Origin of the sequence: Lysobacter silvisoli (genome assembly GCF_003382365.1) — a bacterium.
GTDB classification, from domain to species: Bacteria; Pseudomonadota; Gammaproteobacteria; order Xanthomonadales; family Xanthomonadaceae; genus Lysobacter; species Lysobacter silvisoli.
The window spans coordinates 470,577-494,855 of the sequence record NZ_QTSU01000002.1; the positions used below are offsets into that span (position 1 = coordinate 470,577).

21 protein-coding genes are annotated in these 24,279 nt (G+C 70.1%); 12 read left to right on the forward strand and 9 right to left on the reverse strand.

Translation table 11 applies throughout. The features are described from left to right. Positions 1-66: 66 nt before the first annotated feature. Entirely contained in the window at positions 67-294 is a 228-nt protein-coding gene (locus DX914_RS13340; protein ID WP_115859606.1) for a hypothetical protein, read from the forward strand. On the opposite strand, the gene DX914_RS13345 is transcribed toward DX914_RS13340, so the two are convergent. From DX914_RS13345 to DX914_RS13355, 3 genes are read right to left on the reverse strand one after another with little or no spacing between them, the layout of a single operon-like run. Next, the gene (locus DX914_RS13345; RefSeq protein WP_115859607.1) at positions 291-1,655 is read right to left on the reverse strand and encodes an aspartate aminotransferase family protein; all 1,365 of its coding nucleotides are present in this window, start codon (positions 1,653-1,655) and stop codon (positions 291-293) included. The two genes, DX914_RS13340 and DX914_RS13345, sit on opposite strands and share 4 nt — an antisense overlap. Next, on the reverse strand, positions 1,652-2,086 hold the full coding sequence (locus DX914_RS13350; RefSeq protein WP_115859608.1) for a VOC family protein: 435 nt from the start codon (positions 2,084-2,086) through the stop codon (positions 1,652-1,654). The genes DX914_RS13345 and DX914_RS13350 overlap by 4 nt, the downstream gene beginning before the upstream one ends. Further along, entirely contained in the window at positions 2,083-2,853 is a 771-nt protein-coding gene (locus DX914_RS13355) for an iron-containing redox enzyme family protein (RefSeq protein ID WP_115859609.1), read from the reverse strand. Before DX914_RS13355 ends, DX914_RS13350 begins: the two co-directional genes overlap by 4 nt. Before the next feature lie 294 nt (positions 2,854-3,147). On the opposite strand from DX914_RS13355, the gene DX914_RS13360 reads away from it, so the two are divergent. Beyond that, a complete protein-coding gene (locus tag DX914_RS13360; RefSeq protein ID WP_115859610.1) occupies positions 3,148-3,972 on the forward strand; it encodes a hypothetical protein in 825 nt (274 codons plus the stop codon). Between the two features lie 10 nt (positions 3,973-3,982). Here DX914_RS13360 and DX914_RS13365 read toward each other — a convergent pair whose 3' ends face one another. Beyond that, on the reverse strand, positions 3,983-4,402 hold the full coding sequence (locus DX914_RS13365) for a RidA family protein (RefSeq protein WP_231118269.1): 420 nt from the start codon (positions 4,400-4,402) through the stop codon (positions 3,983-3,985). A 181-nt stretch (positions 4,403-4,583) separates the two neighbouring features. On the opposite strand from DX914_RS13365, the gene DX914_RS13370 reads away from it, so the two are divergent. The 4 genes from DX914_RS13370 to DX914_RS13385 all read left to right on the forward strand — a co-directional run bounded on the left by DX914_RS13370 (position 4,584) and on the right by DX914_RS13385 (position 9,350). Further along, positions 4,584-5,282, forward strand: a complete 699-nt coding sequence (locus tag DX914_RS13370; RefSeq protein WP_115859612.1) for a hypothetical protein — start codon at positions 4,584-4,586, stop codon at positions 5,280-5,282. Positions 5,283-5,445: 163 nt separating this feature from the next. Then, a complete protein-coding gene (locus DX914_RS13375) occupies positions 5,446-7,152 on the forward strand; it encodes a hypothetical protein (RefSeq protein WP_115860194.1) in 1,707 nt (568 codons plus the stop codon). Between the two features lie 105 nt (positions 7,153-7,257). After that, a complete protein-coding gene (locus tag DX914_RS13380) occupies positions 7,258-8,787 on the forward strand; it encodes an amidohydrolase family protein (RefSeq protein WP_115859613.1) in 1,530 nt (509 codons plus the stop codon). A gap of 80 nt (positions 8,788-8,867) precedes the next feature. Continuing rightward, positions 8,868-9,350 (forward strand): hypothetical protein, encoded by a 483-nt coding sequence (locus tag DX914_RS13385; protein ID WP_115859614.1) that lies wholly within the window; start codon positions 8,868-8,870, stop codon positions 9,348-9,350. 132 nt (positions 9,351-9,482) lie between these two features. On the opposite strand, the gene DX914_RS13390 is transcribed toward DX914_RS13385, so the two are convergent. The 4 genes from DX914_RS13390 to DX914_RS13405 all read right to left on the reverse strand — a co-directional run bounded on the left by DX914_RS13390 (position 9,483) and on the right by DX914_RS13405 (position 13,306). Next, positions 9,483-10,859 carry an amino acid permease gene (locus DX914_RS13390; RefSeq protein WP_115859615.1) on the reverse strand — a complete coding sequence of 459 codons (1,377 nt, stop codon included), beginning with the start codon at positions 10,857-10,859 and terminating at the stop codon, positions 9,483-9,485. 133 nt (positions 10,860-10,992) lie between these two features. Further along, positions 10,993-11,700, reverse strand: a complete 708-nt coding sequence (locus DX914_RS13395) for a hypothetical protein (protein WP_115859616.1) — start codon at positions 11,698-11,700, stop codon at positions 10,993-10,995. Positions 11,701-11,802: 102 nt separating this feature from the next. Beyond that, complete coding sequence (locus DX914_RS13400; RefSeq protein ID WP_115859617.1) at positions 11,803-12,753, reverse strand: alpha/beta fold hydrolase; 951 nt, start codon at positions 12,751-12,753, stop codon at positions 11,803-11,805. A 127-nt stretch (positions 12,754-12,880) separates the two neighbouring features. Beyond that, positions 12,881-13,306 carry a GNAT family N-acetyltransferase gene (locus DX914_RS13405; RefSeq protein WP_115859618.1) on the reverse strand — a complete coding sequence of 142 codons (426 nt, stop codon included), beginning with the start codon at positions 13,304-13,306 and terminating at the stop codon, positions 12,881-12,883. A 465-nt stretch (positions 13,307-13,771) separates the two neighbouring features. Between DX914_RS13405 and DX914_RS13410 the strand changes: the two genes are divergently transcribed. From DX914_RS13410 to DX914_RS13440, 6 genes are read left to right on the forward strand one after another with little or no spacing between them, the layout of a single operon-like run. Beyond that, positions 13,772-17,761 carry a non-ribosomal peptide synthetase gene (locus DX914_RS13410; RefSeq protein ID WP_115859619.1) on the forward strand — a complete coding sequence of 1,330 codons (3,990 nt, stop codon included), beginning with the start codon at positions 13,772-13,774 and terminating at the stop codon, positions 17,759-17,761. Beyond that, entirely contained in the window at positions 17,754-19,073 is a 1,320-nt protein-coding gene (locus DX914_RS13415) for a glycosyltransferase (RefSeq protein WP_115859620.1), read from the forward strand. The genes DX914_RS13410 and DX914_RS13415 overlap by 8 nt, the downstream gene beginning before the upstream one ends. After that, positions 19,070-20,392 (forward strand): condensation domain-containing protein, encoded by a 1,323-nt coding sequence (locus tag DX914_RS20265; RefSeq protein ID WP_158549293.1) that lies wholly within the window; start codon positions 19,070-19,072, stop codon positions 20,390-20,392. Before DX914_RS13415 ends, DX914_RS20265 begins: the two co-directional genes overlap by 4 nt. After that, positions 20,389-21,363 carry a glycosyltransferase family protein gene (locus tag DX914_RS13430; protein ID WP_115859621.1) on the forward strand — a complete coding sequence of 325 codons (975 nt, stop codon included), beginning with the start codon at positions 20,389-20,391 and terminating at the stop codon, positions 21,361-21,363. Before DX914_RS20265 ends, DX914_RS13430 begins: the two co-directional genes overlap by 4 nt. Continuing rightward, positions 21,360-22,655, forward strand: a complete 1,296-nt coding sequence (locus DX914_RS13435; RefSeq protein ID WP_115859622.1) for a hypothetical protein — start codon at positions 21,360-21,362, stop codon at positions 22,653-22,655. Before DX914_RS13430 ends, DX914_RS13435 begins: the two co-directional genes overlap by 4 nt. A 52-nt stretch (positions 22,656-22,707) precedes the next feature. Next, a complete protein-coding gene (locus tag DX914_RS13440; protein ID WP_115859623.1) occupies positions 22,708-23,382 on the forward strand; it encodes a glutathione S-transferase family protein in 675 nt (224 codons plus the stop codon). A gap of 42 nt (positions 23,383-23,424) precedes the next feature. Here the strand turns inward: DX914_RS13440 and DX914_RS13445 are convergent, their stop codons facing one another. Then, complete coding sequence (locus DX914_RS13445; protein ID WP_115859624.1) at positions 23,425-24,258, reverse strand: CPBP family intramembrane glutamic endopeptidase; 834 nt, start codon at positions 24,256-24,258, stop codon at positions 23,425-23,427. Positions 24,259-24,279 lie beyond the last annotated feature (21 nt).

Here is a 24,279-nt window from a genome sequence, read left to right on the forward strand (position 1 = left end):
CTCTTCACGCGCCCACGCAAGAGCCGCTCCGATACTCCGGCCATCATCCCCGCCGCGAGCCGCGTCATGCCCCTGAGCCGCGAACGCCTCGAAGCCGAGCTGACCGCGCTGGAAGCGCAGCTGCCGCAGATCGAAGACGGTAGCGACCGCCACGACGTGCTGGCCGCGTTCGCGCGTGTGGCCAACCCGGTACTGGACCAGGCGGCGCCGGAGGATTACGCCTACGCCGTGGATCGCGTGCAGGCCATGCTGGCCGCGCGCGGGCTGGTGCTGGAGGACGACGGCGTCGGCTAGACGCAGTAGCGGTCGGCCACGTCCAGCGCGGCGTCGACGATGGCCAGGCCCTCGCGCAGATCCTGTTCGGCGATGACCAGCGGCGGTGCGATGTGCAGCCGATTGGCCACCACGAACGGCCACAGCCCGCGCTGCTTGCAGGCGGCCGCGAACTCGGCCATCGGCGCGGCCTCGGCGCCGCTCGCGTTGAATGGCACCAGCGGTTCGCGATTGACCGGATTGCGCACCAGTTCCAGCCCCCAGAACGCACCCAGGCCGCGCACGTCGCCGACCGACGGATGGCGCAGGCGCAGCCGTTCCAGTTCGGGCGCGATCACCGTTTCGCCCAGGACGCGGGCGCGCTCGATCAGGCCTTCGTCGCGATAGATGCCGATGCAGGCCACCGCCGCCGCGCAAGCCAGCGGATGGCCCGAATAGGTCAGGCCGCCCGGATAGGCGCGGTGGGCATAACGCTCGGCGATCGCCTCGCTCAGGATCACGCCGCCCAGCGGCACGTAGCCGGCATTGACGCCCTTGGCGAAGGTGATCAGGTCCGGCACCACGCCCCAATGGTCGATCGCGAACCACTGGCCGCAGCGACCGAAACCGACCATGACCTCGTCGGCGATCATCGCGATGCCGTGCGCGTCGCACAGCGCGCGCACGCCCTGCAGATAGCCGTCCGGCGGCACCAGCACGCCGTTGGCGCCGACCACCGTTTCCAACAGGATCGCGGCGATTCCTTGCGGGCCTTCGGCGGCGATGGTGTCGGCCAGGTGGGCCAAAGCGCGCTCGCATTCCTGCGCCGCGTCGGCCGCGTGGAAGGCGGAGCGGTAGGCGTAAGGCCCCCAGAAGCGGACAATGCCCGGCGGACCCGGCTCCGACGGCCAGCGCCGCGGGTCGCCGCTGGCGGCGATCGCACCGGCGGTGGCGCCGTGGTAACTGCGGTAGGCGGTGAGCACCTTGTGCCGGCCGGTGTGCAGGCGCGCCATGCGGATCGCGTTCTCCACCGCTTCGGCACCGCCGTTGGTGAAGAACACGCGGTTCAAGCCCGGCGGTGCGACGTCGGCGATCAGCCGTGCCGCTTCGCTGGTGGCTGCATTGGCGTGGTACGGCGCCAGCGTGCACAGCGTTTCGGCCTGCGCGCGGATCGCGGCGACCAGCCGCGGGTGCTGGTGGCCCACGTTGAGGTTGACCAGCTGGCTGGAAAAGTCGAGCCAGCGCCGGCCTTGCTCGTCCCAGAAGTGCGCGCCTTCGCCGCCGGCGATCACCGCCGGTGGCGCATCGGCATAGCTGGACCAGGAGCGCAGCAGGTGTTCGCGGTCGCTGCGCGCGGCCGGCGACGGCGCGGGCTCGGGCGCCGCCTCGCGTTGCGCGCTCATGGAATGAAGGTCTGCTCGGGATCGTCGAAGGACTTGAACTCCAACGCATTGCCGGAAGGGTCGAACAGGAACATGGTCACGTGCTGGCCGGGCTTGCCCTTCAGGCGCAGGTGCGGCTCCTCGTGGAACGGCACGCCGGCGGTCTTCAGGCGCCGCGCCAGGGTTTCCCAGGCATTGCGATCCAGATTCATGCCGAAATGCGGCACCGGCACCGCCTCGCCGTCGAAGCGGCTGTCGTGCAGCGCGCCTGGGTCGTCGGCGATGTGGGCGACCAGGTGGTGGCCGAAGAAGTCGAAGTCCTGGTAGTTCACGTCGCTGCGGCCCTGTGGGCAGCCGATGACCTCGCCATAGAAACGCCGGGCCTCGTCCAGGTCGCGTACCGGAAACGCCAGGTGGAACTGGGTGATCGCACGGGGCGCGGCGGCGTTCACGACAGCACCTTCGACGGCTGCGCATAGGCATCGAAGATGTTCTGCCAGAACAGGTTCCAGGCGGTGATGCTGCGCTCGTAGCCGCGCGCGAGTTCCGGCAGCGCGGACGGCGTTTCGCGCACGTAGTCGTCGATGGCCTGGCGGGTGAGTTCGCCGTGGATGATGTCCTCTTCGCCGGTGTGGATGGTCCAGAACACCCAGTCGATCTCGTCGGCATGCTCGCGCATATACGGGTGACGCTGCAGGTGCTCGAACATCACCGCCAGATAGGTCTGGCACAGGCATTCGCCGCCCATGCCGCGCAAGCCCAGGCCGAAGGCCGGTCCGCGCGCGGACAGTTCGTCGGTCAGGCCGCTGAGGATGGCGCGGTTGGCGGGCAGGCGCCGTTCCAGCGAATCCGGCGCCACGCCGATGCTGCCCAGGAAACGGTCGTACAGCACCGGATGGGCCTTGCCGGCATCGCCCTCGCCCAACTCCTCGGCCAGGATCTGCCCCAGCAGGCTGCGCAAGCCGCCGAAGGGCAGCTTGGCCAGCAGCAGGGCGAGGTCGCTGATGTAGTCGATGGTGAAAAAACGGTACTGCGTGCAGATCTGCCTCAGCGCCTCTACCGGCAATTGCGGCAGCAGCGCCATCTTCTGCGCGGCCAAGGCCTCGGTGGCCTCTTTAGCCTGATCGGCGAATCGCCAGAACGACTCCACCGTCAAGGCATGGACGGGCGCGGTGGTCGGAACGGCCACCGCCTCCATGGGTTCCGGGCTAGCTTGCATGGCGTGAACTCGAGCGATGACGTGGGCGCGTTGCGCGAGGAAGGCCACGAGACTACTCGCCGCTCGCAGTGCAAAAGTTCACTCCTCATCCACAAACATGACCTAGCGTGGCCTGTGCACGGCGGCGATGCTGCCTGCATCGCATTCACAAATTGCGCAGTTCACATGAAGCCGTCGTTCGTCGGCGACGCTGTCGCGGCCTTAACTTCGGTTCATCTGGTTTTCGCAAGCATGCGCTTACGCGCAACGTTCGCGGCGATGTCTTGCGGGCGGCGTCAAAGAGGCTCCATCCCGATGAATGCGCCACGCGCCGCCATCGAAGCCAGCAGCGTGAATCTGTTCTGGACCGGCGGCTGGGATTCGACCTTCCGCCTGTTGCAGTTGTTGCTGTCGCATCGGCTGGCGGTGACGCCCTACTACCTGAAAGACCCGACCCGGCCTTCCACCCCGGTGGAGCTGGCGACGATGGAGCGCATCGGCGAGCGGCTGCGCGAGACCTATCCGCATACGCGCGATCTGCTGCGGCCGCTGCGCATCGCCGATGCCGACCAGATCTCGGTCGCCCCGCACATGGCCGCCGCGCTGCGCGAGATCCGCCGGCGCAGCTACATCGGCGACCAGTACGCCTGGCTGCCCGCCTTCTGCGAACGCCACGCGATCGCGGACATGGAACTGGGCGTGCACGTCGACGACAAGGTGCAGGCGCTGCTGCGGCCCTACGCGACCGAGTTCGTGCACGCCGGCGGCTACCGCAGCATGCGCGTGGACCCGCGGCATGCCGGTGGCGCCGAGTTCGCCTTGTTCGGCGGCTTCGGCTTTCCGCTGTTCCATATCGACAAGCTGGGCATCGCCCGCCAGGCCGCGGCCGAGGGCTGGGACGCGATCATGGACATGACCTGGTTCTGCCACCGGCCGCTGCGCGGCCGGCCCTGCGGCTTGTGCGCGCCCTGCGTCTACACCATCGAGGAAGGGCTGGCGCACCGCGTGCCGGCATCGCGGCGCGCGTTGTCGCGCGTGTATCGCAGCCTGGTCCTGCCGTTGAAGGGGCCGTTGCGGCGCATGCGGGCTTCGATCGCGCAGCGCCGCGACGCCGCCGCGGCGGCGCCCGGCGAATCTTGAGGACGGTTCGTCATTCCGCCAGCGCGGCCATCGCCTCCACCTCGAACAGCATGCCGTCCAGCGCCAGTCGCGGCACCGGAATCAGCGTGCACGCCGGTTTGGGTCCGTCGCCAAAGGCCAGCGCGAGTTCGCTGCCGAATACCTGCAGTCGCTCCAGGCTGTGGTCGACGATCAGCACGGTGAGCTTGGCCACGTCGGCCGGCCCGGCGCCGGCCGAGGCCAGCGCGGTCTTGAGGTTGGCCAGCGCCTGCCGCACTTGCGCGCGGAAGTCCGGATCCAGGCGGCCGTCGGCGCTTTCGCCGCCCTGCCCGGCCACCAGCAGCCAGCGCGCGGCGCCGCTGACGGCGGCCAGGTGCGAATAGCCGTTGGGCGCCGGATCGTACAGGCCGGCGGGGTTGGACAGGGCGAGTACGGCTGTGGTCTGAAACATGGCCATGGGGATTCCTGAGAAGTGAACCGCCGCGACCGCGCCGCGGGGTATACCGGGACGACGATCCGACGCGGGCAGCCGTGACATGGCGCATCACAAGCGCGACCCGGCGGCGTTTTCAGGGGCAGGCGTGCGCTCACGCGCGAACGCCGTCCCTTTCACGTCCGTACGGAGACGCGCCATGAGCCCCGCCCTGCACAAGTTCGTACTCGTCACGCTGGCCGCCGCGGCCGGCCTGGCCACCACGTTCCACAGCGGCCGCGCCGACGCGGCCTGCCCCGCGGGCGACCCCTGCGAAACGCTGCATGTCTATCGTGTGCAGTCCTGGCCGACCATCCAGCACGACGCCGCCGGACGGCCGCTGATCTCGCTGCAGGAAGCCAACGCCGCCGATGCCGCCGCGTTCAAGGCCGCGGTGAAGGGCAAGGTCGCCTCCACCGCGCTGGCGATCCGCTACAACGTCACCCGCATCGCCGACGCGCCGAACGACTACTGCGAGTGCAACCTGGAGCTGGCCAACAAGGGCTGTGCGTCCAACCTGCCGCCGATCCAGTTGCACCAGTGCGCGCGCGTGTGCCGGCGCGACCAGCTGACCTGCGCGGCCACCGGCGACTTCGGCAAGCAGGACAGCGGCGGGCGCTGGTACGCATTCCCGGTGGTAAGCATGTGCGGCGGCGCGCGCAACGTCTGGAAGAAGAACGCGCTGGGCAACGCCAAGCCCAACTGGTGCGACTGGCAGGAGAACGCGCGCGTCATCAAGCAGGTCAGCTGCCTGGCCACGGCCCTGGACGCGGAGCCCGGCGTGGACCTGGACGCGCTGTTCAACAATCCGCAGCCCTGCGCCGCGCTGGACGAAGCGGCGCTGAACTACCTGCCCTGAGCGGCGCGCCGACCGGCGCGTCGCAACTGCGGCGGAGAATGGAGCCTGGCGGCGACCGCTCGTCGCCGCCATGGCCGACTCCGTGTCGCGGCCTCGTTAGTCCGCTGTGTACCGCGCCGAGAATCGGCGCGGGCGGACGCGACGCCCGACAAGGAGGTTGGCCATGCCCAACAGCGCCGACATGCTGTGGTTCAAGACGCGCTTCGCCGCGCGCATCGCGCCGGCACTGGCCGGCACCCCGCTCACCTTGGACCTGATCACCGCCCTGGCCTGCCAGGAAACCGGCGAGGTCTGGCCGCTGCTGCGGCGCACCTCGATGAGCGAGGAACGCATCCTGGCGCTGTGCGTGGGCGACACGCTCGACGCCAACGCCGGCCGCAGCGCGTTTCCCAAGACCAAGAGCGACCTGGTCGCGCATCCGCGCGGCCAGCCCATGTTCGAGATCGCGCGCCAGGCCCTGGTCGACATGGCCGCGCACATCGAAGCCTACCGTGGCGCGGCCTCGCGCCCGAACAAGTTCTGCCATGGCTTCGGCATCTTCCAGCGCGACCTGCAGTTCTTCCGCGACGACCCGGACTACTTCCTGCAGCGGCGCTACGAGCGTTTCGAAGACAGCCTGGCGCACTGCGTGGCCGAGCTCAAGCGCGGTCTGCGCGAACTGGGCCTGCACACCCGCAGCTCGCTGACGACGATGGAGTTGAGCGCGGTGGCCATCGTCTACAACACCGGCCGCTTCCGCCCCGAGCGCGGCCTGGAGCAAGGCCATTTCGACGGCCAGCGCTTCTACGGCCAGGCGATCTTCGACTTCATCCGCCAGGCGCAGACCGTGTCGGCACCCGCAGCGCCGGCACCGCTGCCGGAACCGCGCCCCGGCGAGGCGCCGCTGCCGCCGCCCGCGCCGGTCACCGCCAGCGGGCCGTTCTTCCGCGTGGACACACGCATTTCCACCCTGCGCCTGCGCAGCGAGCCGCGCATCAGCCAGCCGGCCACCGCCAACGTGATCGGCGAGCTGCCCGACGGCCATCCGGTGCGCGCGATCAGCGGCCGAGCGGTGGCCGGTTTCATGGAAGTGGAGACCAGCCTGTTCGGCGCGCTGCTGCGCGGCTTCTGTTCGAGCCAGTTCCTCAGGCGCGACAACAGCCTGCAGGACATCCCGGTGATGCGGCCCGCGGGCGCGGCGCCCAGCAGCGGCTTGATCGCCGCGTTCATGCCGCGCCCGCCCGGCCACATCGCCCGCCGCCGCGACAACGCCACCGCGCATTCGCTCAATGAAGACGGCCAGCCCGCGCGCACCGGCATCGACGCGCCGCAGCGGCGCGAGGACCTGGCCCGCATCATCGACTGGCTGGCTGTGGACAAGCCCAGCCACAAACGCTACCAACCGCGCTCCGGCCTGACCTTCTGCAACATCTACGCCCACGACTACTGCCACCTGGCCGGCGTCTACTTGCCGCGCGTGTGGTGGAGCGCGCCGGCGGTGGAAAAGCTGCGCCGCGGCCAGACCGTGCCGGCGCTGATCGGCGACACCCTGTTCGAGATGCGCGCCAACGACCTGTTCCGCTGGCTGCGCGATTTCGGCGGCGAGTTCGGCTGGCGCCAGATCGCCAACGCCACGCGCCTGCAGGAGGAGGCCAACCAGGGCGCGGTGAGCCTGATCGTGGCGCGGCGCCGGGCCGAGGGCAAATCCGGCCACATCGTGCCGGTGGTGCCGGAAACCGCGAACGAACGCGCGCACCGCACCGCCGCGGGCGAAGTCGACCGGCCGCTGCAAAGCCAGGCCGGCCACAGCAACTTCCGCTACGGCAACAGCACCGCGCACTGGTGGCGCGACGAGCGCTTCGCCGAAAGCGCGTTCTGGGTGCATGCATAGGCGGCGCATCATCGCTGTAAACCTCCGGCGCCTGCCTTGCATCGCACCATGACCGGACGCCCCAACGCGTGCCGGTATCATGCCCCCGCACGCCTGGAGCACCGGATGAAGCACACCCTAGCCGCCCTGACCCTGGCCGCCGCGGTCTGGACCGCGAACGCCGCACCCAAGCCCGCGGCCGCCCCAGGCGATTGGCTGATCACCGACGTCACCGTAATCCCCGCCGACACCGACGAAGTGCTGGCCCATCGCGACGTGCTGATCCGCGACGGCCGCATCGCCGCGGTCGCCGAGCGCGGCCAGGCCCGCGCCCCGCGCGGCGCCCAGCGCATCGACGGCCAGGGCAAGTACCTGATCCCCGGCCTGGTCGACGCGCACGTGCATATCGCCACCGAAGGTGCGCCGCGCGACAGCAAGAACCCGGCCATCGCCGGCCTGGATCTGGGCAGCGAACACGCCTACGACCGCCGCGTGATGCTGAGCTTCCTCAAGGCCGGCGTGACCGGCGCGGCCAACATGGGCGGCGGCGTGCGCAGCGACGAGGATCTGCTGTGGCTGCGCGACGAGATCGCCGCCGGGCGCATGATCGGCCCACGCCTGTACGTGGCCAAGCGCATCAACGGCCCGCGCGCCGAGATCCTGGTGCCGCGCCCGGACAACGTGCCCGCGTCCAAGCCCGAGGCGCCGACCACCGCCGCCGACGGCATCGCCGCGGTGCGCGCGGCCAAGGCACGCGGCTACGACTTCATCAAGCCTTACCAGTTCCTCAACCGCGAGACCTACCGCGCCGTGGTCGAGGAATCGCGCCGGCTCGGCCTGCCGACCTCGGGCCACCTGCCGGAACTGGGCTGCGGCGGCTGCGCCGACCGCGCCTACGCCTTCGAGCACCCGCTGGACAACATCGCCCACGCCGAAGAGCTGGGCCGATTCGGCCGCGAATCCAACCTGGCCCCGCGCGACATCGACGCGCTCGTCGATCAGGTGGTGCGCAGCAAGCAGGGCGTGACCCCGACCCTGATCACGCTCAAGCAGATCGTGTACATGTACGTGCAGCACGAAGTGCCGCCGACGCCGCCGGGCTGGGACGCCCTGGTGGACCCGATCACCCGCCTGGACTGGGCGCCCGCCGGCAACAACTACCTCAGCGCCAAGTTCCGCAATCAGCCCGGCGCCGACACCTTCTCCGCCGGCAACGACTTCTCGCGCCTGCTCACCCGCGAACTATGGAAACGCGGCGTGCCGTTGACCGTGGGCACCGACGCCGCCCTGCCCAGCCTGGCCTTCGGCATATCGGTGCACCAGGAAATGCTCGAGCTGCGCGAGATCGGCCTGACCCCACTGGAAGTGCTGCGCGCGGCCTCGATCAACGCCCACCGCCTGTTCGACCGCGACGGCGGCAACGGCGCGGTGCGCGTGGGCCAGCGCGCCGACCTGGTGCTGCTGGATGCCGACCCGCTGGCCGACATCCGCAATGTCGGCCGCATCCACGGCGTATTCGCGCGAGGCAGATGGTTACCTGCGTCCGATATCGACGCGATGATCGAAGCGCTTGCGCCCTCCGATCGCGAGCTTTCGGAGCGTCTTCGTAGTGCACTGGATGCCAAAGGACAATCCGGGACGCCAGGCAAGCGGTGAACCTGGCCCATCGCAGGTCATTTCAGCTCTTGCAGGCTGGTACTCTCCGCTTTGAGCCATAGCACCTAAGGGCAGCACAAATGCTGTTAGATCTTGATCGTTTGGGCTTCCCGATGAAGCGGGTGTTTTCGCTCTCCAGTGAACTGGAGAGCGATCCCGAGAGAGTCGCTCTAACGCAGACTCTGACCAAAGATGAGTCGAGACCCTTTATGGGGCTGAAAGGGACTCATGGCCTTTTCGGCTCACCAGAGTGGTGGAGCAACATCGAGCTCAGGAACATGCCGCTGCTTTTTGTGTCTGGCCAGATAAGCCGTGCATATGTTGTTAGCCAGGATAGCTGCGACGCTAACGACACGATTGATTTGATCGCACACGATGGCTCTATTCGCTCTGTCGGCATCTATACCAATGACGAGCGGGATGTTGCGCTTTTTCGCGAAGGATTCTGGGTAGAGATGGTTTATGCGCTTGACGAGCTAAAGTCGCAGCCGGCACGCGATGGCGGGGTTGCCTATTCTAGAGTTGCTTTAGAAGTCGCGATATCGCTGCATCCCTCCAAGTAACCGCATGCGGCCAGCGCCCTGTCCGGCAACCACCTCCCGAGTCACGCCATCAACAAAGCGCTGAGCCGCGAAGACAGCTACAGCGGGCGCGAACTGGCCGGCTCGAAAGAACGCTCGATTTGCTGCAGCAACTCAGCCGCGCGAGCGCAATCGACGAGCCACCTCGCTGAGCGCGGCGATGCCCAGGGTGAACACCGCCGTGGACAGCAGTTGCATGCGCGGACCCTCGGTCAGCAGCGCCAGGGCGAAGATGCCGGCCAGCATCAGCAGGCCCAGCCAGGTCAGGTAGGGGAAGCCGGCCATGCGGAACGGCAGCGGCGTGCCCAGGCGGTCGGCGCGCCGGCGTAGGATCAGCTGCGAGATCAGCGACATGGCCCACACCAGCAGGCAGGTCGAGCCGACCACGTTGAGCAGCGCGGGCAGCACCTTTTCCGGGTACCACAGCTCCAGCAGCGCGGCGAAGAAGCCGAAGGCCACGCTGGCCAGCACCGCCGCCACCGGCACCTGGCGGCGGTCGGCCGCGCCCAGGAAGCGCGGCGCTTCGCCGCGTTCGGCCAGCGAGTAGATCATGCGCGAGGCGCCGTAGAGGTTGGCGTTGAGCGCCGACAGCAGCGCCACCACCGCCACCAGGGTGATCGCGGCCGCGGCGCCCGGAATGTTGGCCACCTGCAGGACCGCCGCGAACGGCGACTTCAGCGCCTCGCTGGTCCAGGGCACCACCGCGATGATCACGCTCAGCGAGCCGATGTAGAACACCAGGATGCGCCAGGCCACCGTGCGGATCGCGCGGGTGATGCTGCGCACCGGGTCCTGGGTTTCGGCCGCGGCCACGGCCACGATCTCGGTGCCGCCGAAAGCGAAGATCACCACCAGCAAGGCCGCGCCCACGCCGCCCCAGCCCTTGGGCGCGAAGCCGCCGTGGGCAGTGAAGTTGGACAGCCCCGGCGAGCTCACGCCCGGCAGCCAGCCGGCCAGCAGGGCGATGCCGATGGCGATGAAGGCCAGGATGGCCGCGACCTTGAGGATCGCGAACCAGAATTCGAAGGCGCCGAAGTTGCGCACGCCCAGCAGGTTGATCGCGGTGAACACCGCCATGAACAGCACCGACAGCGCCGCCACCGACACGCCCGGCCACAGCGTGGCCAGCAGCCCGGCCGCGCCCACCGCCTCGGCTGCGATCACGATCACCAGCTGCGCCCACCACAGCCAGCCCAGGGTGGCGCCGGCGGTGGCGCCCATGGCGTCGGCCGCATACACCGAGAAGGCGCCGCTGGCCGGCCGCGCCGCGGCCATTTCGCCCAGCGCGCGCATCACGATGATCACCAGGGTGCCGGCGATCAGGTAGGACAGCAGCACCGCCGGCCCGGCCGCCTGCACGCCCACGCCCGAGCCCAGGAACAACCCCGCGCCGATCGCGCTGCCCAGCCCCATCATCACCAACTGGCGCGGCTTCATCGCGGCCCCCTGCGGCGCTTCGGCGGCGGGGGCGGACAGGGCGGTCTGGCTCATCGGGACTTCGGCTGCGGCGGGCGAAGGCCGAACGATACAGCAGGGGAGCGCGCCAGGGTGGCCGCTTTTACCTCCCGCTTTGAAAAAGGGGGATTGTGGGGGATTTGCTCTTGGCGCCGCCCCCCACCGAGGTTTACGGCCGTGAACCAGCGACGGGACCGGGCGAATAGCTACGGCCGACGTGGGCTTCCAGTGCCTCTTCCAACACGTACTCATACAGCTGCATCCGCAGCCGCATCAGCTGAGCCACGAAAGCGATCAAATAGGCGATCGCCAGCAGCAGGCCGATCAGCAACTGCCAGTAAGGCGTTTGCCCCCAATCCAAAAAAGCTTTGAGCTGTATGCCCAGTGCTACTAGCAGCGGCGCGACGCCAAGCTTGTCCACACCGCCGGTCAGGAGGCCCATCTTGGATGCCACACGCGCCTGCGCGCGTCGCACGAAGCGCAGGTGCTCGCCTATCGTTTTCTCCGGGAAGCGGCTCACCCAAACGACGACTTCGCGGAACTGCACGATGTCGTGATCAAGCTGAATCACTTGCTCGTTGCGCCAACGCCACAAGCTGCGCGGCACGACCCACAAAGAACGAATGAACTCCGGCGCAGAGCCGATGATCGCCACCATCAGGCCGATCTTCGCCATCGTGACCATCCACATCTGTTGGGTCATGAAGGTCATCAGCAACGACGGCAGCAAGCCGAGGATGATTCCGAAGTTGCCGATGATGCTGGCGATGGCGAACGGCCGCGGTGTATTGAGCACGCTCACCGGCCCCTCGGGCAGCGCCTTCAACCGCCGCTCCAGTTCCGTATAGCTGAAGCCCGCTTTCGCCTCGCCCTGCATACGCGTCGTCCCTGCGCTCCCCTGGCCGCAGCGTAGCGCCGTTCACGGCACATGCCCAGCGGCCGCCACCCTCATCGAGAGCGGCGGCCGCCGTTGCCGCACTTACTGCGCCGGCACCTGCTCCGCCCAGCTCTTGGCATCGCTGCGACCGTCCAGGAACGGCAGCGCGGTGGCGGCCAGGCGCGGCGAGGCGAAGATGTCGTAGTGGGTCAGGTCGGGCAGGATCGCCAGGCGATTGGGCGACAGGGTCTCGCGGCCCCAGCCTGCGTCCTGCAGGCCGCCGCCGAGCAACTGGTAGAAGCGCACCATGTGCTCGGGCTTGAACATGTCGCCGTCGCCGTAGACCAGCATCACCGGGCCCTTGAGCTGCTTGATCTCGGCCGACCAGTCGTAATGCGCGCGCATGAACTCGCCCAGGGTGTCGAGCAGGCGCGGGAACTCGCTGGCGTCCGGCGCGATCGCCTCGTAGGTACGGAACATGGGCGTGTCCTTCATCATCGGCGCGATCGCGCCGGTCAGGCCGTTCTGCTGCGCGCGGATGCCGGGATAGAAGCCGTCGTCGGAGTAGCCGGCCGACACCAGCACCAGCCGGCGCACCTGCTGCGGATGCTGGATCGCCATCCGCAGGGCCACGCAACCGCCCAGCGAGTAACCCATCACGTCGACCTGCTTATGACCCAGGCTCCGGGTCAGTGCGGCCAGGTCGTCGCCGATGGCCTGGCAGCTGAAAGGCCGCTGGCCCAGCGGGGTGCGGCCGTGGCCCTGCAGGTCCACGGCGATCACCTGGCGGTGTTCGGCCAGCTGGGTCAGCACCGGGCCGAACATTTCGATGGCGCCCAGGCCGCCATGCAACAACAGCAGAGGCTCGCCCTTGCCGCGCACTTCGTAGTAGTAGTTGATGCCGCCGATTTCCTTGCGCGCCTTGGTCACGTCGGCATTGACGGTGACGGCGGGGCGCGCGGGCGCGGCGGGGGTTTCGGCCGCGATCGCGGCGGCCGGCGAAAGCACGGCGAGCGTGGTGCAGGCCCACAGGGCCAGGGTGGCGAGTTTCATGGTCGGTCTCCAGGTCGGCGATCCGGCGCCACGGCGGCGCTGGAATTCGGTATTCACTGGAGCGACGAACGGCGGCGGCGCGGATCGACACGGCCGGCGAAAGATTTTTTCGGCCCCGCTGGCCGGCTCAGTCCTCCGCGACCAGCCCGGTCGCCAGCGCGCGTTCGCGGTTGCCGAAGATCGCCATGGCCGTGCGCATGCGCAGGAAGCCCAGCTTGAGGTAAAAGCCCTCCTTACCCGGATTGGCATAGAGGATGATCTTGCGGTGGCCGGTCGACAGCGCCACCAGGCGCTGGACGATGGCCTTGCCCAGTCCGCTGCCTTGCGCGCGCGGGTGCACGGCGATGTCGCACAGATAAGAGCAGTCCAGTCCGTCGGCCAGGGCCCGGCCGGCGCCGATCAGGCCTTGCTCGTCGTAGACGAAGCACACGTAGCGGCTGTTCCCGTACACCACGGCCAGATCGCGCGCAGGCTTATCGCCCAAGGGCGCCACCCGGTACAGCGCCGACAACTCTTCCCAATCGACACGTTCGCAGTCTTCCCGCCATTCCATCGTCGTCGTCCCGTTTGAGTTGCGGCGCCCCGGTCTGGTGCGCACGTGACCCTACCTTAGGCTGCCACTGGAAGCGATTCCATCCGGAGCCGGCATCCAGCCGCGTGGCATTCGACTCCGGCGCGCTCGAGGCCGCGGCGATCGATGCTTTCAAGATCCCGTCACTGTCGCCGCGCCGCCGAGACCGATCGCGCTTTTCCTGCGGACACGGCTAAAGATGCGCAGGGCGTAACCGCTATGCGCATCTTGGCCGTGGTGTGATCGTCGGCGCCGTTTTCGCAAGCGGTGTGTGACGCCGGCGTGATACGTGGCGAATACACAATCGGCTTCACAGTTCTGCACGCGCCACTAATGGCAGCCTGTAGTCGAGTTCGGTTCTGAACTCATACGTCTGGACGACAACATCGAACCGGAGGCGGCAGGCAGCCGCCGTATTCCGGCGATGCGCACAAGGAGCCCCGTGCGATGAACGTAGCGCATGCAGTTCCGTTGCCGCTGTCCGTGGCCCAGCTCGGTCTCTGGTTCGGCCAGAAGATCGCCGGGCCCGGCGCCAATTTCAATCTGGCCGAAGCCATCGAGATCCGTGGCTGGATCGACCCGGGCCTGTTCCTGCGCGCGCTGCGCCAGGTCTCATCCGAGGCCGACGCGCTGCGCCTGCGCCTGGTCGACATCGACGGCGTGCCGCACCAGCAGGTGGTGGGCGAGCGCATCGACCATTTCCCCTACTTCGACCTCAGCGGCGAGCCCGATCCGGACGCCGCCGCCGAAGGCTGGATGGCCGACGAACTGTCCGCGCACGCCGAACTCGACGCCGGACCGCTGTGGGCCTGCGCGCTGTTCAAGCTCGGCCACGAGCGCCACGTCTGGTACCACCGCGCCCACCACATCGTGCTCGACGGTTACGGCGGCGGGCTGATCGCGCGCCGCGTGGCCGAGATCTATGCCGCCTATGCCGTCAACCGCGAGCCCGAGCCCGCGCGCTTCCCCAGCCTGGCCTCGCTGCTGGCCGGCGAAGACGAATACCGCGCCAGCGACCGCTGCCGGCGCGACCGCGAGTACTGGCACGCGCAGCTGGCCGAACTGCCGGAGCCGGCCACGCTGTCGCGCCGCAGCCGGCGCCACGGCACCGGCCTGCGCCGCAGCAGCGGCGTGCTCGACGGCATCGCCACGCGCCGCCTGCGCGCGCTGGGCAAGACCTATTCGGCCAGCCTGCCGCAGGTGCTGATCGCCTTGGTCGCGGCCTATTACTACCGCGCCACCGGCGCGTCCGATCTGGTCCTGGGCATGCCGGTCAGCGGCCGGGTCAACCATGCCCTGCGGCGCACGCCGGGCATGGTCGCCAATGCGGTGCTGCTGCGGCTGTCGCTGTCGCCGGCCATGCGCCTGAGCGAACTGATCGCGCAGACCTCGCGCGTGGTCGCGCAGGCGCTACGCCATCAGCGCTACCGCTACGAGGACCTGCGCCGCGAACTGGGCCTGGTCGGACAAGGTCAGCGCGTGGCCTGGCTGGGTGTGAACATCGAGCCCTTCGACTACGTGCTGGAGTTCGCCGGCGCCCTGGGCACGCCGCGCAACCTGTCCAACGGCACGGCCGAGGACCTGACCGTGTTCGTCTACGACCGCGGCGACGACAACGGCCTGCGCTTCGACTTCGACGCCAACCCGGCCCTGTACGATGCCGACGAGCTCGACGCCCACCGCCGCCGGCTGGAACGCCTGCTCGCAGCCGCGCTGTCCGACCCGTCGACGGCGCTGGGCGACATCGACCTGCTCGAGCGCGAAGAGCGCGATCGTCTGCTGCTGCAATGGAACGACACTGCCGCGCCGGTGCAGGCCGCCACCCTGCCCGCGCGCTTCGCCGAACAGGCCGCGCGCAGCCCCGATGCCACCGCGGTGCGCTGCGACGGCCGCCGACTGAGCTACCGCGAGCTGTTGCTGCGCAGCCAGCATCAGGCGCAGCGCCTGGTCGAGCGCGGGGTGACGCCCGGCCGCATCGTCGCCATGGCGCTGCCGCGCGACGAGCGCCTGCTCACCGCCATGCTCGCCATCGGCTACGCCGGCGCGGCCTATCTGCCGCTGGACCCGGACGCGCCCGACGAACGCCTGGCCGCGATGCTCAACGACGCGCGTCCGGCGCTGCTGCTGACCACGCCGGAACTGGCGCCGCGCCTGTCGCGCCTGGGCGTGACCGCGGCCACCATGAACCTGTGCGGCCCCAGCGCGACGCCGCTGCCGCTGGACCGCTCCACACCGGAAGGCGGCGCCTACGTGCTCTACACCTCCGGCTCCACCGGCCTGCCCAAGGGCGTGGAGGTCAGCCACCGCAATCTGGACAACCTGCTAGAAGCGATGCGGCGCCAGCTCTCGCCCCACGCCGGCGACCGCTTCCTGGCGGTGACCACGGCGGTGTTCGACGTGGCCGCGCTGGAACTGTTCCTGCCGCTGGTGGTGGGCGCGCAGACGGTGATCGCCGCGGCGGACGTGGTCCGCGACCCGCCGCGCCTGGCCGAGCTGATCCGCGAGCACCGCATCGGCTACGTGCAGGCCACGCCGTCGCTGTGGCGCATGTTGCTGGCCAACGGCGACACCGATCTGTCCGGCGTGCACGCATTGGCCGCGGGCGAAGCGCTCAGCGCCGAGCTCGCGCAGCGCCTGGCGCGCCTGGCCGACAAGGTCAGCAATCTCTACGGCCCCACCGAAACCACGGTCTATTCGACGGCGATCCAACTGACGCCAGCGGACCTGGCTGCGCCGCCGATCGGCCGCCCGCTGCTCAACACCCGACTGTACGTGCTCGACAGCGCCGGCGGCCTGATGCCCGCCGGTTGCGCCGGCGAGCTCTACATCGGCGGCGCGGGCGTGGCCAAGGGCTATCTCAACCGGCCCGAACTCACCGCGCAGCGCTTCCTGCCGGACCCCTTCGACCCGCGCGGCGGCCGCATGTACCGCACCGGCGACCGGGTGCGCTGGCGCGAAGACGGCGTGCTCGAATACCTGGGCCGCGGCGATCAGCAACTGAAGGTGCGCGGCAACCGGGTCGAGCCCGGCGAAATCGAGAGCCAGCTGATGCGCCACGCCGACGTGGCCGAAGCGGCGGTGGTCGCCGAAACCGCCGTCGGCGAAGGCGGCCTGCGCCTGATCGCCTACGTGGTGCCGGCCGCGGGCGCGGCCCTGCAGACCGATGCGCTGCGCCGCTATCTGGCGCGCAAGCTGCCCGACTACATGGTGCCCGCCGCGCTGGTGCCGCTGGACGCGCTGCCGCTGACGGCCAGCGGCAAGCTCGACCGCAAGGCGCTGCCGGCGCCCGAGCGCGGCGACCGCGCCGGATTTGCGCCGCCGCGCAACGAACTCGAACGCCAGCTCGCGGCGATGTGGGCCGAGCTGCTGGCGCTGCCGCAGGTGAGCATCCACGACAGTTTCTTCGACCTGGGCGGCGATTCGCTGACCGCCGCGCAGCTGATCGCGCGCCTGCCCGAACGCTTCGGCAAGCGCCTGCCGGTGGCCAGCCTGTTCGATGCCTCCACGGTGGCCGGCCTGGCCGCGCTGCTGGAGCGCACCGAGCACGAGCACGGCGATCCGCTGGGCCCGGTGCTGTCGCTGCGGCGCCCGCCGCCGCGGCCGGAACGCGCGCCGCCGCGGCCGCTGTTCTGCATCCACCCCATCGCCGGCCTCAGCCTGGGCTATGCCGGGCTGCTGCGGCATCTGGACCCGGCGCTGCCGGTGTACGGACTGCAGGCGCGCGGCCTGCGCGGCGACGAAGCGCTGCCGGCCAGCATCGAAGCGATCGCCGCCGATTACCTCGCCCAGATCAAGCGCCTGCAGCCCGAGGGCCCCTACCGCCTGCTCGGCCGCTCGCTGGGCGGCACCATCGCCCACGCACTGGCCGCGCAACTGCGTGAACTGGGCCAGCCGGTGGAACTGCTGGCGATGATCGACAGTTATCTGTTCGCGCCGCAGGCACGCGCCGATGACCCGGCCGAGGACGCACGCGCAGCGCTGGACTTCCTGGGCATCGCCGCGGCCGCGGACACGGCGCCGCGCAGCCTGGACGAGCTGGCGCCGGCCCTGCTCGCGCACAACGCGCGGGCGATGCCGCTGCTGCATGAGATCGCGCGCGACAACCCGCGCTTCGTCGAACGCGCGTTCGCGGTGATGCGCAACAACCTGAGCCTGGCACGCCGGCACGCGCCGCCGCGGCTGGACCTGGACCTGGTCTATTTCCACGCCACCCAGCGCCATGCCGAACCGCCGCCGTGGGTGCGCCACCGTCCGGAGGACTGGCAGCCCTACATCGGCGGCCGCTTCGAACTGCACGCGCTGGACTGCCACCACGAAGGCGTGCTGGACCCCGCGCCGGCCGCGCGCATCGGCCAGGTGCTGCGCCAGCGCCTGGACGCAGCGCGCGAACGCGGCAGCGACGACGACGCGCAGCACCGGTCGCTCGCCCATGCCTGACTCGCTCGCACCTTTCGCCAAGCCCATCGCCATCTTCACCATCGGCACCCTGGGCGACGTGCGCCCCTGCGTGGCCCTGGGTCAGGGCCTGCAGCGCGCCGGCCACCCGGTGCGCATCGTCACCAGCGCCAATTTCGAGCCCCTGGTGCGCGATAGCGGTCTGGAGTTCCGGCCGCTGACCGCCGACTTCCAGGATCTGCTCGACGGCGACCGCAGCATCTCCGAGCGCGGCCTCAATCTGTACGCGATGGCGCGCACCTTCCGCGAGCGCTACGCGCGCTGGGCCGAGCATTGGGTGGCCGAAGGCCTGGCCGCCAGCGAAGGCGCCGGCCTATTGATCGGCGTGAGCAACGCGATCCAACTGGCCAAGGCGTTGTCGGAAGCGCGCGGCATCCCGTTCGCGATCGCGCGCCTGCAGCCGCTCACGCCTTCGCGCCTGCTGCCGCCGATGGTGCTGGCCGGCACCCGCGAACGCCTGCCCGGCGCGCTCAGCCTGGGCTTGTACAAGCTGATCCACCTGCTGGTCTGGTACGTGATGCAGCCGGCGATCAACGAGCGCGTGCGCCCGCAATTGGGTTTGCCGCGCTTTCCCTGGTACGGTCCGCACCTGGGCCGGCGCCCGCAGCAGGAACTCACGATCAACGGCTACAGCGCGCAGCTGCTGCCGCGCCCCGCGGACTGGCCGGCCAGTTCCCAGGTCACCGGTTACTGGTTCCTCGATCAAAGTCACTGGCGCCCCAGCGCCGGTTTGCAGCGTTTTCTCGATGCGGGCGAGGCGCCGGTGTACGTGGGCTTCGGCAGCATGGTCAACGACGACGCGGCCGGCTTCACCCGCACCGTGCTCGACGCGCTCGCGCGCAGCGGCCGCCGCGCCGTGCTCGCCACCGGCTGGGGCGGCCTGGACGGCGAAGAGGGCCAGCGCGACGAGCGCACCTACATACTGCGCCACGCCCCGCACGACGCGCTGTTCCCGCTGATGTGCGCGGCCGTGCACCACGGCGGCGCCGGCACCACCGCCGCAGCGGTACGCGCCGGCATCCCTTCGGTGGTGGTGCCGTTCTACGGCGACCAGCCGTTCTGGGCGCGCTGCCTGCAGCGCCGCGGCGTGGCGCCGCCGGCGGTGCAACGCAAGGCCCTGGATGCGGCGTCGCTGGCCGCGGCCATCGACGCCACCCAGCAGCCGGCGATGCGCGAGGCCGCCGCGGCATTGGGCCGCAGCGTGCGCGCCGAGGACGGTGTGGGCGCCGCGGTGCGGCAACTGCGCGACTGGGGGCTGCTGTCCGCATCGCCATCGTTGCGGAGCGTGGCATGACTACGGCGCGGCCGCTGACCCTGTACGAACGCGCGCTCTACGGCGAAGGCCTGCTGCCAGGCAACGTGATCCTCACCGCCAGCCTGGACGGCACGCTCGAAGAAGCCGACCTGCGCCGCGCCCTGGCGCAGTTGCAGGCACGCCATCCCCTGCTGCGCTGCCTGATCCAGACCCACGACGGCCGCCCCTGGTTCGTGCCGCAACAATCGGCGCCCCCGTTGCCGCTGCGCATCGTCGCGCGCGCCGGCCACGACGACTGGAACGCCTGGGCCGACCGCGAACTGCAAACGCCCATCGACGGCGCGCGTTTCCCGCTGGCGCGCGTGCTGTGGCTGCGCGGCGAGCGCCACCACGAGCTGATCGTGGTCTGTCACCACGCCATCTGCGACGGCCGCGCCCTGATCGCCCTGCTCGACGGCCTGCTGCGCGCCTGCGCCTACCCCGAGCAAACGCCCGCCCCGCGCGATGCCCTACCCGCCTTCGCCGATCTGGTGCCGGCGATCGTGCGCCACGATCCGCGCCTGCAGCGCAGCATCCGCTGGCGCGCGGCGGCATTGCGGCTGCTGCTGCGCCTGCTGCCGCAGCGGCCCACCCAGCACTACGGCGCGGTCTATCGCGAGCTATGGACCCTGGACGAAGCCGCGACCCGGCGCCTGTCCGAACGCTGCCGCCAGGAAGGCGTGAGCCTGTACGCCGCGCTCGCGCTGGCGCACATCCAGGCCTTTCGCGAGGTCTGCGGCCGCCGCGTCCGCCGCTACCGCGCGCCCGTGGACATGCGCCGGCTGCTGCCGGCGATCGGCGACGACGCGCTGTTCGGCATCGCCCCCACGGTGGAACTCAAACCGGGCGCGCCGTTCGACGGCCGCGCACGCGATACGTTCTGGACGCGCGCACGCGCATTGCAGGACGACCTGCAAGAACGCATCGAAGCCCTGGGCCCACGCACCGTGCGCAACTTCCTGGGCCTGGAACTGCTGCACCCGGTGTACGCGCGCATGGCCGCCTACGGCCGCGCCCAGCGTGCCGGCGCCGAGCTCACCCTGAGCAACCTGGGCCGGCTGCCGCTGGCCCAGGACTACCGCGGCCTGCGCCTGCGCGCGGTGCGCGGCATCTCCGGGCTGGTCGGCGAAACGCCGGCGCAGCTGCTGACCATCGCCGGCTACGCCGGCCGGCTCGAGTTCGTGCTGGCCTCGGACGAAGACTCGCTGCCGCGCGCGCAGGCACTGCGCATCCGCGAGCGCGCGACCGACTTGCTGCAAGCCCTGGGCGAGGCCGCCCAGACCCATCCCGCCAACGCCGCCCCGGTACGCGCGCCATGACCCGCTACGGCCTGATCTTCGTGCTGTACCGCCCCAACGCCGAGTTCGTCGCCAACCTGCGCCACGCGCGCGCGATCTGCGCCGACCTGGTGGCGGTGGACAACACGCCCGAGCCCGACGCCGAACTGCACGACGCCCTGCACCGCGAAGGCCTGGCGGTGCTGGTCAACCGCAACCGCGGCGGCCTGGCCGGCGCCTACAACCGCGGCGCGGAGGTGCTGCTGGCGCGCGGCTGCGAGGTGATCTTCCTGCTCGACCAGGACTCCAGGATCGAGGCCACGTTCTTCGACGGCATGATGCAGGCCTGCGCCCAGATCGGCGACGAGCGCTTCGTGCTCGGCCCGCGCGTGTACGAGGTCAACCTGGGCAAGTGCATGCCGACCTTTCCGCCAGGCCGCCGCTTTCCGCGGCCGGTGCGCATGAACGACCACCGCAGCGGCCTGTTCCCGACCCTGTTCGTGATCTCCTCCGGTTCGGCGATTTCGGCGGCGGCCTACCGCGCGCTGGGCGCGTTCCGCGAGGACTATTTCATCGAGTATCTGGACATCGAGTACGGCCTGCGCGCGTCCAGCCAGGGCGTGCCGGTGTACATGAACGCCGCGGTGACCCTGGAGCAGACCACCGGCCAGATCGAGCGCCACGGCAAGCTCTACACCACCCACCACGTGGCTTGGCGCCGCTACTACGGCGCGCGCAACGCGGTGCATTGCCTGCGCCTGTACAAGGCGCATTGGGGTTTCCATTGGCTGGCCGGCGCGCTGGCGCTGCACCAGGGCCTGTGCGTGGCGCTGTTCGAGCCGGACAAGCGGCGCAAGCTGGCGGCGATCGCCTGCGGTTACTGGGACGGGCGCCGCGGCCGCCTGGGCACCTTCGAAAGCCTGCATCCGCGCCTGCACGCGTACTGCACCGGCGCGCGTCGCCAAACCGCGACGCCTGTGGCCGCCGGATCGGCGCCCGGGAGCGCGCCATGAGCCGCAGGCTGTCGACCATCGAACACCTGATCGACGGCAGCATCGTCTACGCGATCCGGATCGAAGGCCGCATCGACGAAGCGCGCCTGCGCCTGGCCCTGTCGCGCGTGCAGGCCAAGCACCCGGCGCTGCGCGCGACCCTGCGCAGCCAACGCGGCGGCCTGCACTACGTGGACGACGGCGCCGGCGCGGTGCCGCTGCGCATCCAGCCCTTGCGCGGCCGCGACGATGCGCGCGAGGAGGCCCAACGCGAACTGCTGCGGCCCTACCCCGAAGGCCAGCCGCAGCTGCGCGTGGTCTGGCTGCGCGGGATCGAGCGCAGCGAGTTGTTGTTCGTCGCCTCGCACCGCATCTGCGACGGCATGAGCCTGCTGATCGTGGCGCGCGAGACCCTGCGCGCACTGTACGACGACGCACCGCTGACGCCGTATTCGCCGATCAGCGCGGCCGACATCGTCGGCGACTACCGGCCCGCGCATCCGTGGCGGCGGCGCTGGCTGGCGCGCGCGATCGGCCTGCTGCTGCGGCTGCTGCCGCCGTTGGCGCCACCGCAGAACCGCGAACACCACCTGGAATGGAACGCCGGCGCGGTGCTGTCCAGCGCCCTGCGCCTGCGTTGCAAGCGCGAAGGCGTGTCGGTGCATGCGGCCCTGCTGGTGGCGCTGGACCGCGCGCTGCTGGCCGCATTGGGGCGCGACAGCCTGCCGGCCTGGATCGAAAGCCCCATGGACGGCCGCCGCGGCCGCATCGCCGCGCTCGCCGACGACCGCCTGTTCTACGGCGGCGGTGGACTCAAGTACCGCACCGGCGAGTCGCCCGAAACCGACTACTGGGACCAGGTGCGCGCCGCGCACCGTTCGTTGCAGGAACAGATCGAGCGCGAAACCAGCGAAATCCCCAGCCGCTACCACTTCTGCGAACTGATCCGCCCGCCCGCACCCTCGCAACTCAACGCGCTGGTGCGCCTGGGCAACTCGCTGGGCCTCAACGGCAGCTGGAACCGCTTCACCTTGTCCAACCTGGGCGCGCTGGAATTGCTGGACGATCAAGCGCCGCTGCGGCTGGACGATTTCCGCCTGTACGTGCACTCGCGCACGGTGCGCGCGCTGGGCCTGATCGTGTACGCGCTGCACGGGCAGCTGCGCTTCTACCTGATGGCCGACGAGCACTGCCTGAACCCCGACCGCTTGCTGGCCCTGCGCGAAGCGCTGATGGCCGAACTGCGCGAGCAGCTGGGGCAGACCGAGCGCGTGGCGCCGATGCCGGCGGAAGCGCCGGCCTTGGTCGGCTGAAGCGCGACGAGACGCGCTACCCTGTGGCGACCCGCCGCCCAGGAACCGCGCCATGGCGCTCACGCTCTATCTGCATCCGCTGGCCTCGTTCTGCCACAAGGTCCTGGTGGCCCTGTACGAAGCGGGCACGCCGTTCCAGGCGCGCATCGTCGACCTGGCCGATCCCGCCGACTGCGCGCCGTTCCTGGCGCTGTGGCCGGTGGGCAAGATCCCGGTGCTGCACGACGCCGCGCGCGACCGCACCCTGCCGGAAACCAGCATCATCATCGAATACCTGCAGCAGCATTATCCCGGCGCCCAGCCGCTGCTGCCGGCCGATCCGGAAGCCGCATTGCAGGCGCGGCTGTGGGACCGCTTCTTCGATCTGTACGTGAGCGTGCCGATGCAGAAGATCGTGGTCGACCGCCTGCGCCCGGAAGGCGAACGCGACGCGCACGGCGTGGCCGAGGCCCGCGACCTGCTGCGCCTGGCCTATGGGGTAGCCGAACGTCAGCTCGAACAACGCCCATGGGCGGCCGGCGAGGACTTCGGCCTGGCCGACTGCTCGGCCGCGCCGGCGCTGTTCTACGCCGGCTTCGTCGAGCCGTTCGCGCCGCAGCACCCGGCCCTGGCCGCGTACTTCGAGCGCCTGCTGCAGCGGCCTTCGTATGCGCGTGTGCTGGACGAGGCGCGGCCGTATCTGCCCAACTTTCCTTACTACGAGCGCGTGCCGGAACGCTTCCGCTGAGCTAAACGGCCAACGCAGACCCACGCACACGCGAAGCCGGGCCTAATCAGGGCGTGCCGGGCCGCCCCACCACCAATGGCGGCCCACGATCAGCCGGCCGCCACGGCGCCGCGCGTAGCGCAGGGTCAGCGCCAGCGACAGGCCGATCACGGCGAAACGCAGCAGGTTGGCGGCCATCGGCCCCAGCGCGGTGTCGGACACCGCGAACAGGTCCCAATACAGATTCATCAGCACGTGCAGGCCGATCGGCAGCCACAGGTTCCAGCGCCATTCCACGTACAGCCAGGAGAACCACAGCCCGCCCAGCGCGGTGAGGGCGAAGATCGCGGCCGAATCGGCCAGGCCCTGTCCCTGGTAGAGATGGTTGGCGCCGAAGTACAGGGCCGAGACCAGCGCCGCGGGCAGGAAGCCCCAGCCGGCGTAACGGAACAGCAGGCCGAACAGGAAGGCGCGGTACAGCAGCTCCTCGCCCACACCGGACAGCAACGCTTGCCGCAATACGGCGCTGCCGAACTGCGGCGTCAGCGACAGCGGGGCGATCAGGGCATAGCCCAGAGGCAGGATCGCGGTGCAGGCGACGGCCGCGAGCAGGCCGATGCGCCAGCGGTCCGGCGCCAGACCCAGCGAGTACAGGGTCTGACCAGGGCCGAACAGCAGCCGTGCCAGCCCTAGCACCACCACGAACTGCGGGCCGTAGCCGATCACGGTCAGCGCCCACAGGCGGGCGCCGCCCTGCCATTGCCGCTCGGCCGCGAGTTGCCGGAACAGATCCAGATGGAAGCCGTCCAGCCAGGCGAACGCGCCCAGCGCCAGCAAGGCGATGGCCCAAGGCGCGGGAGTGCGGACCTGCGTGGAGGACGGCGTAGGCGGATTCATGCCGCCCACGTTAGGCAATCG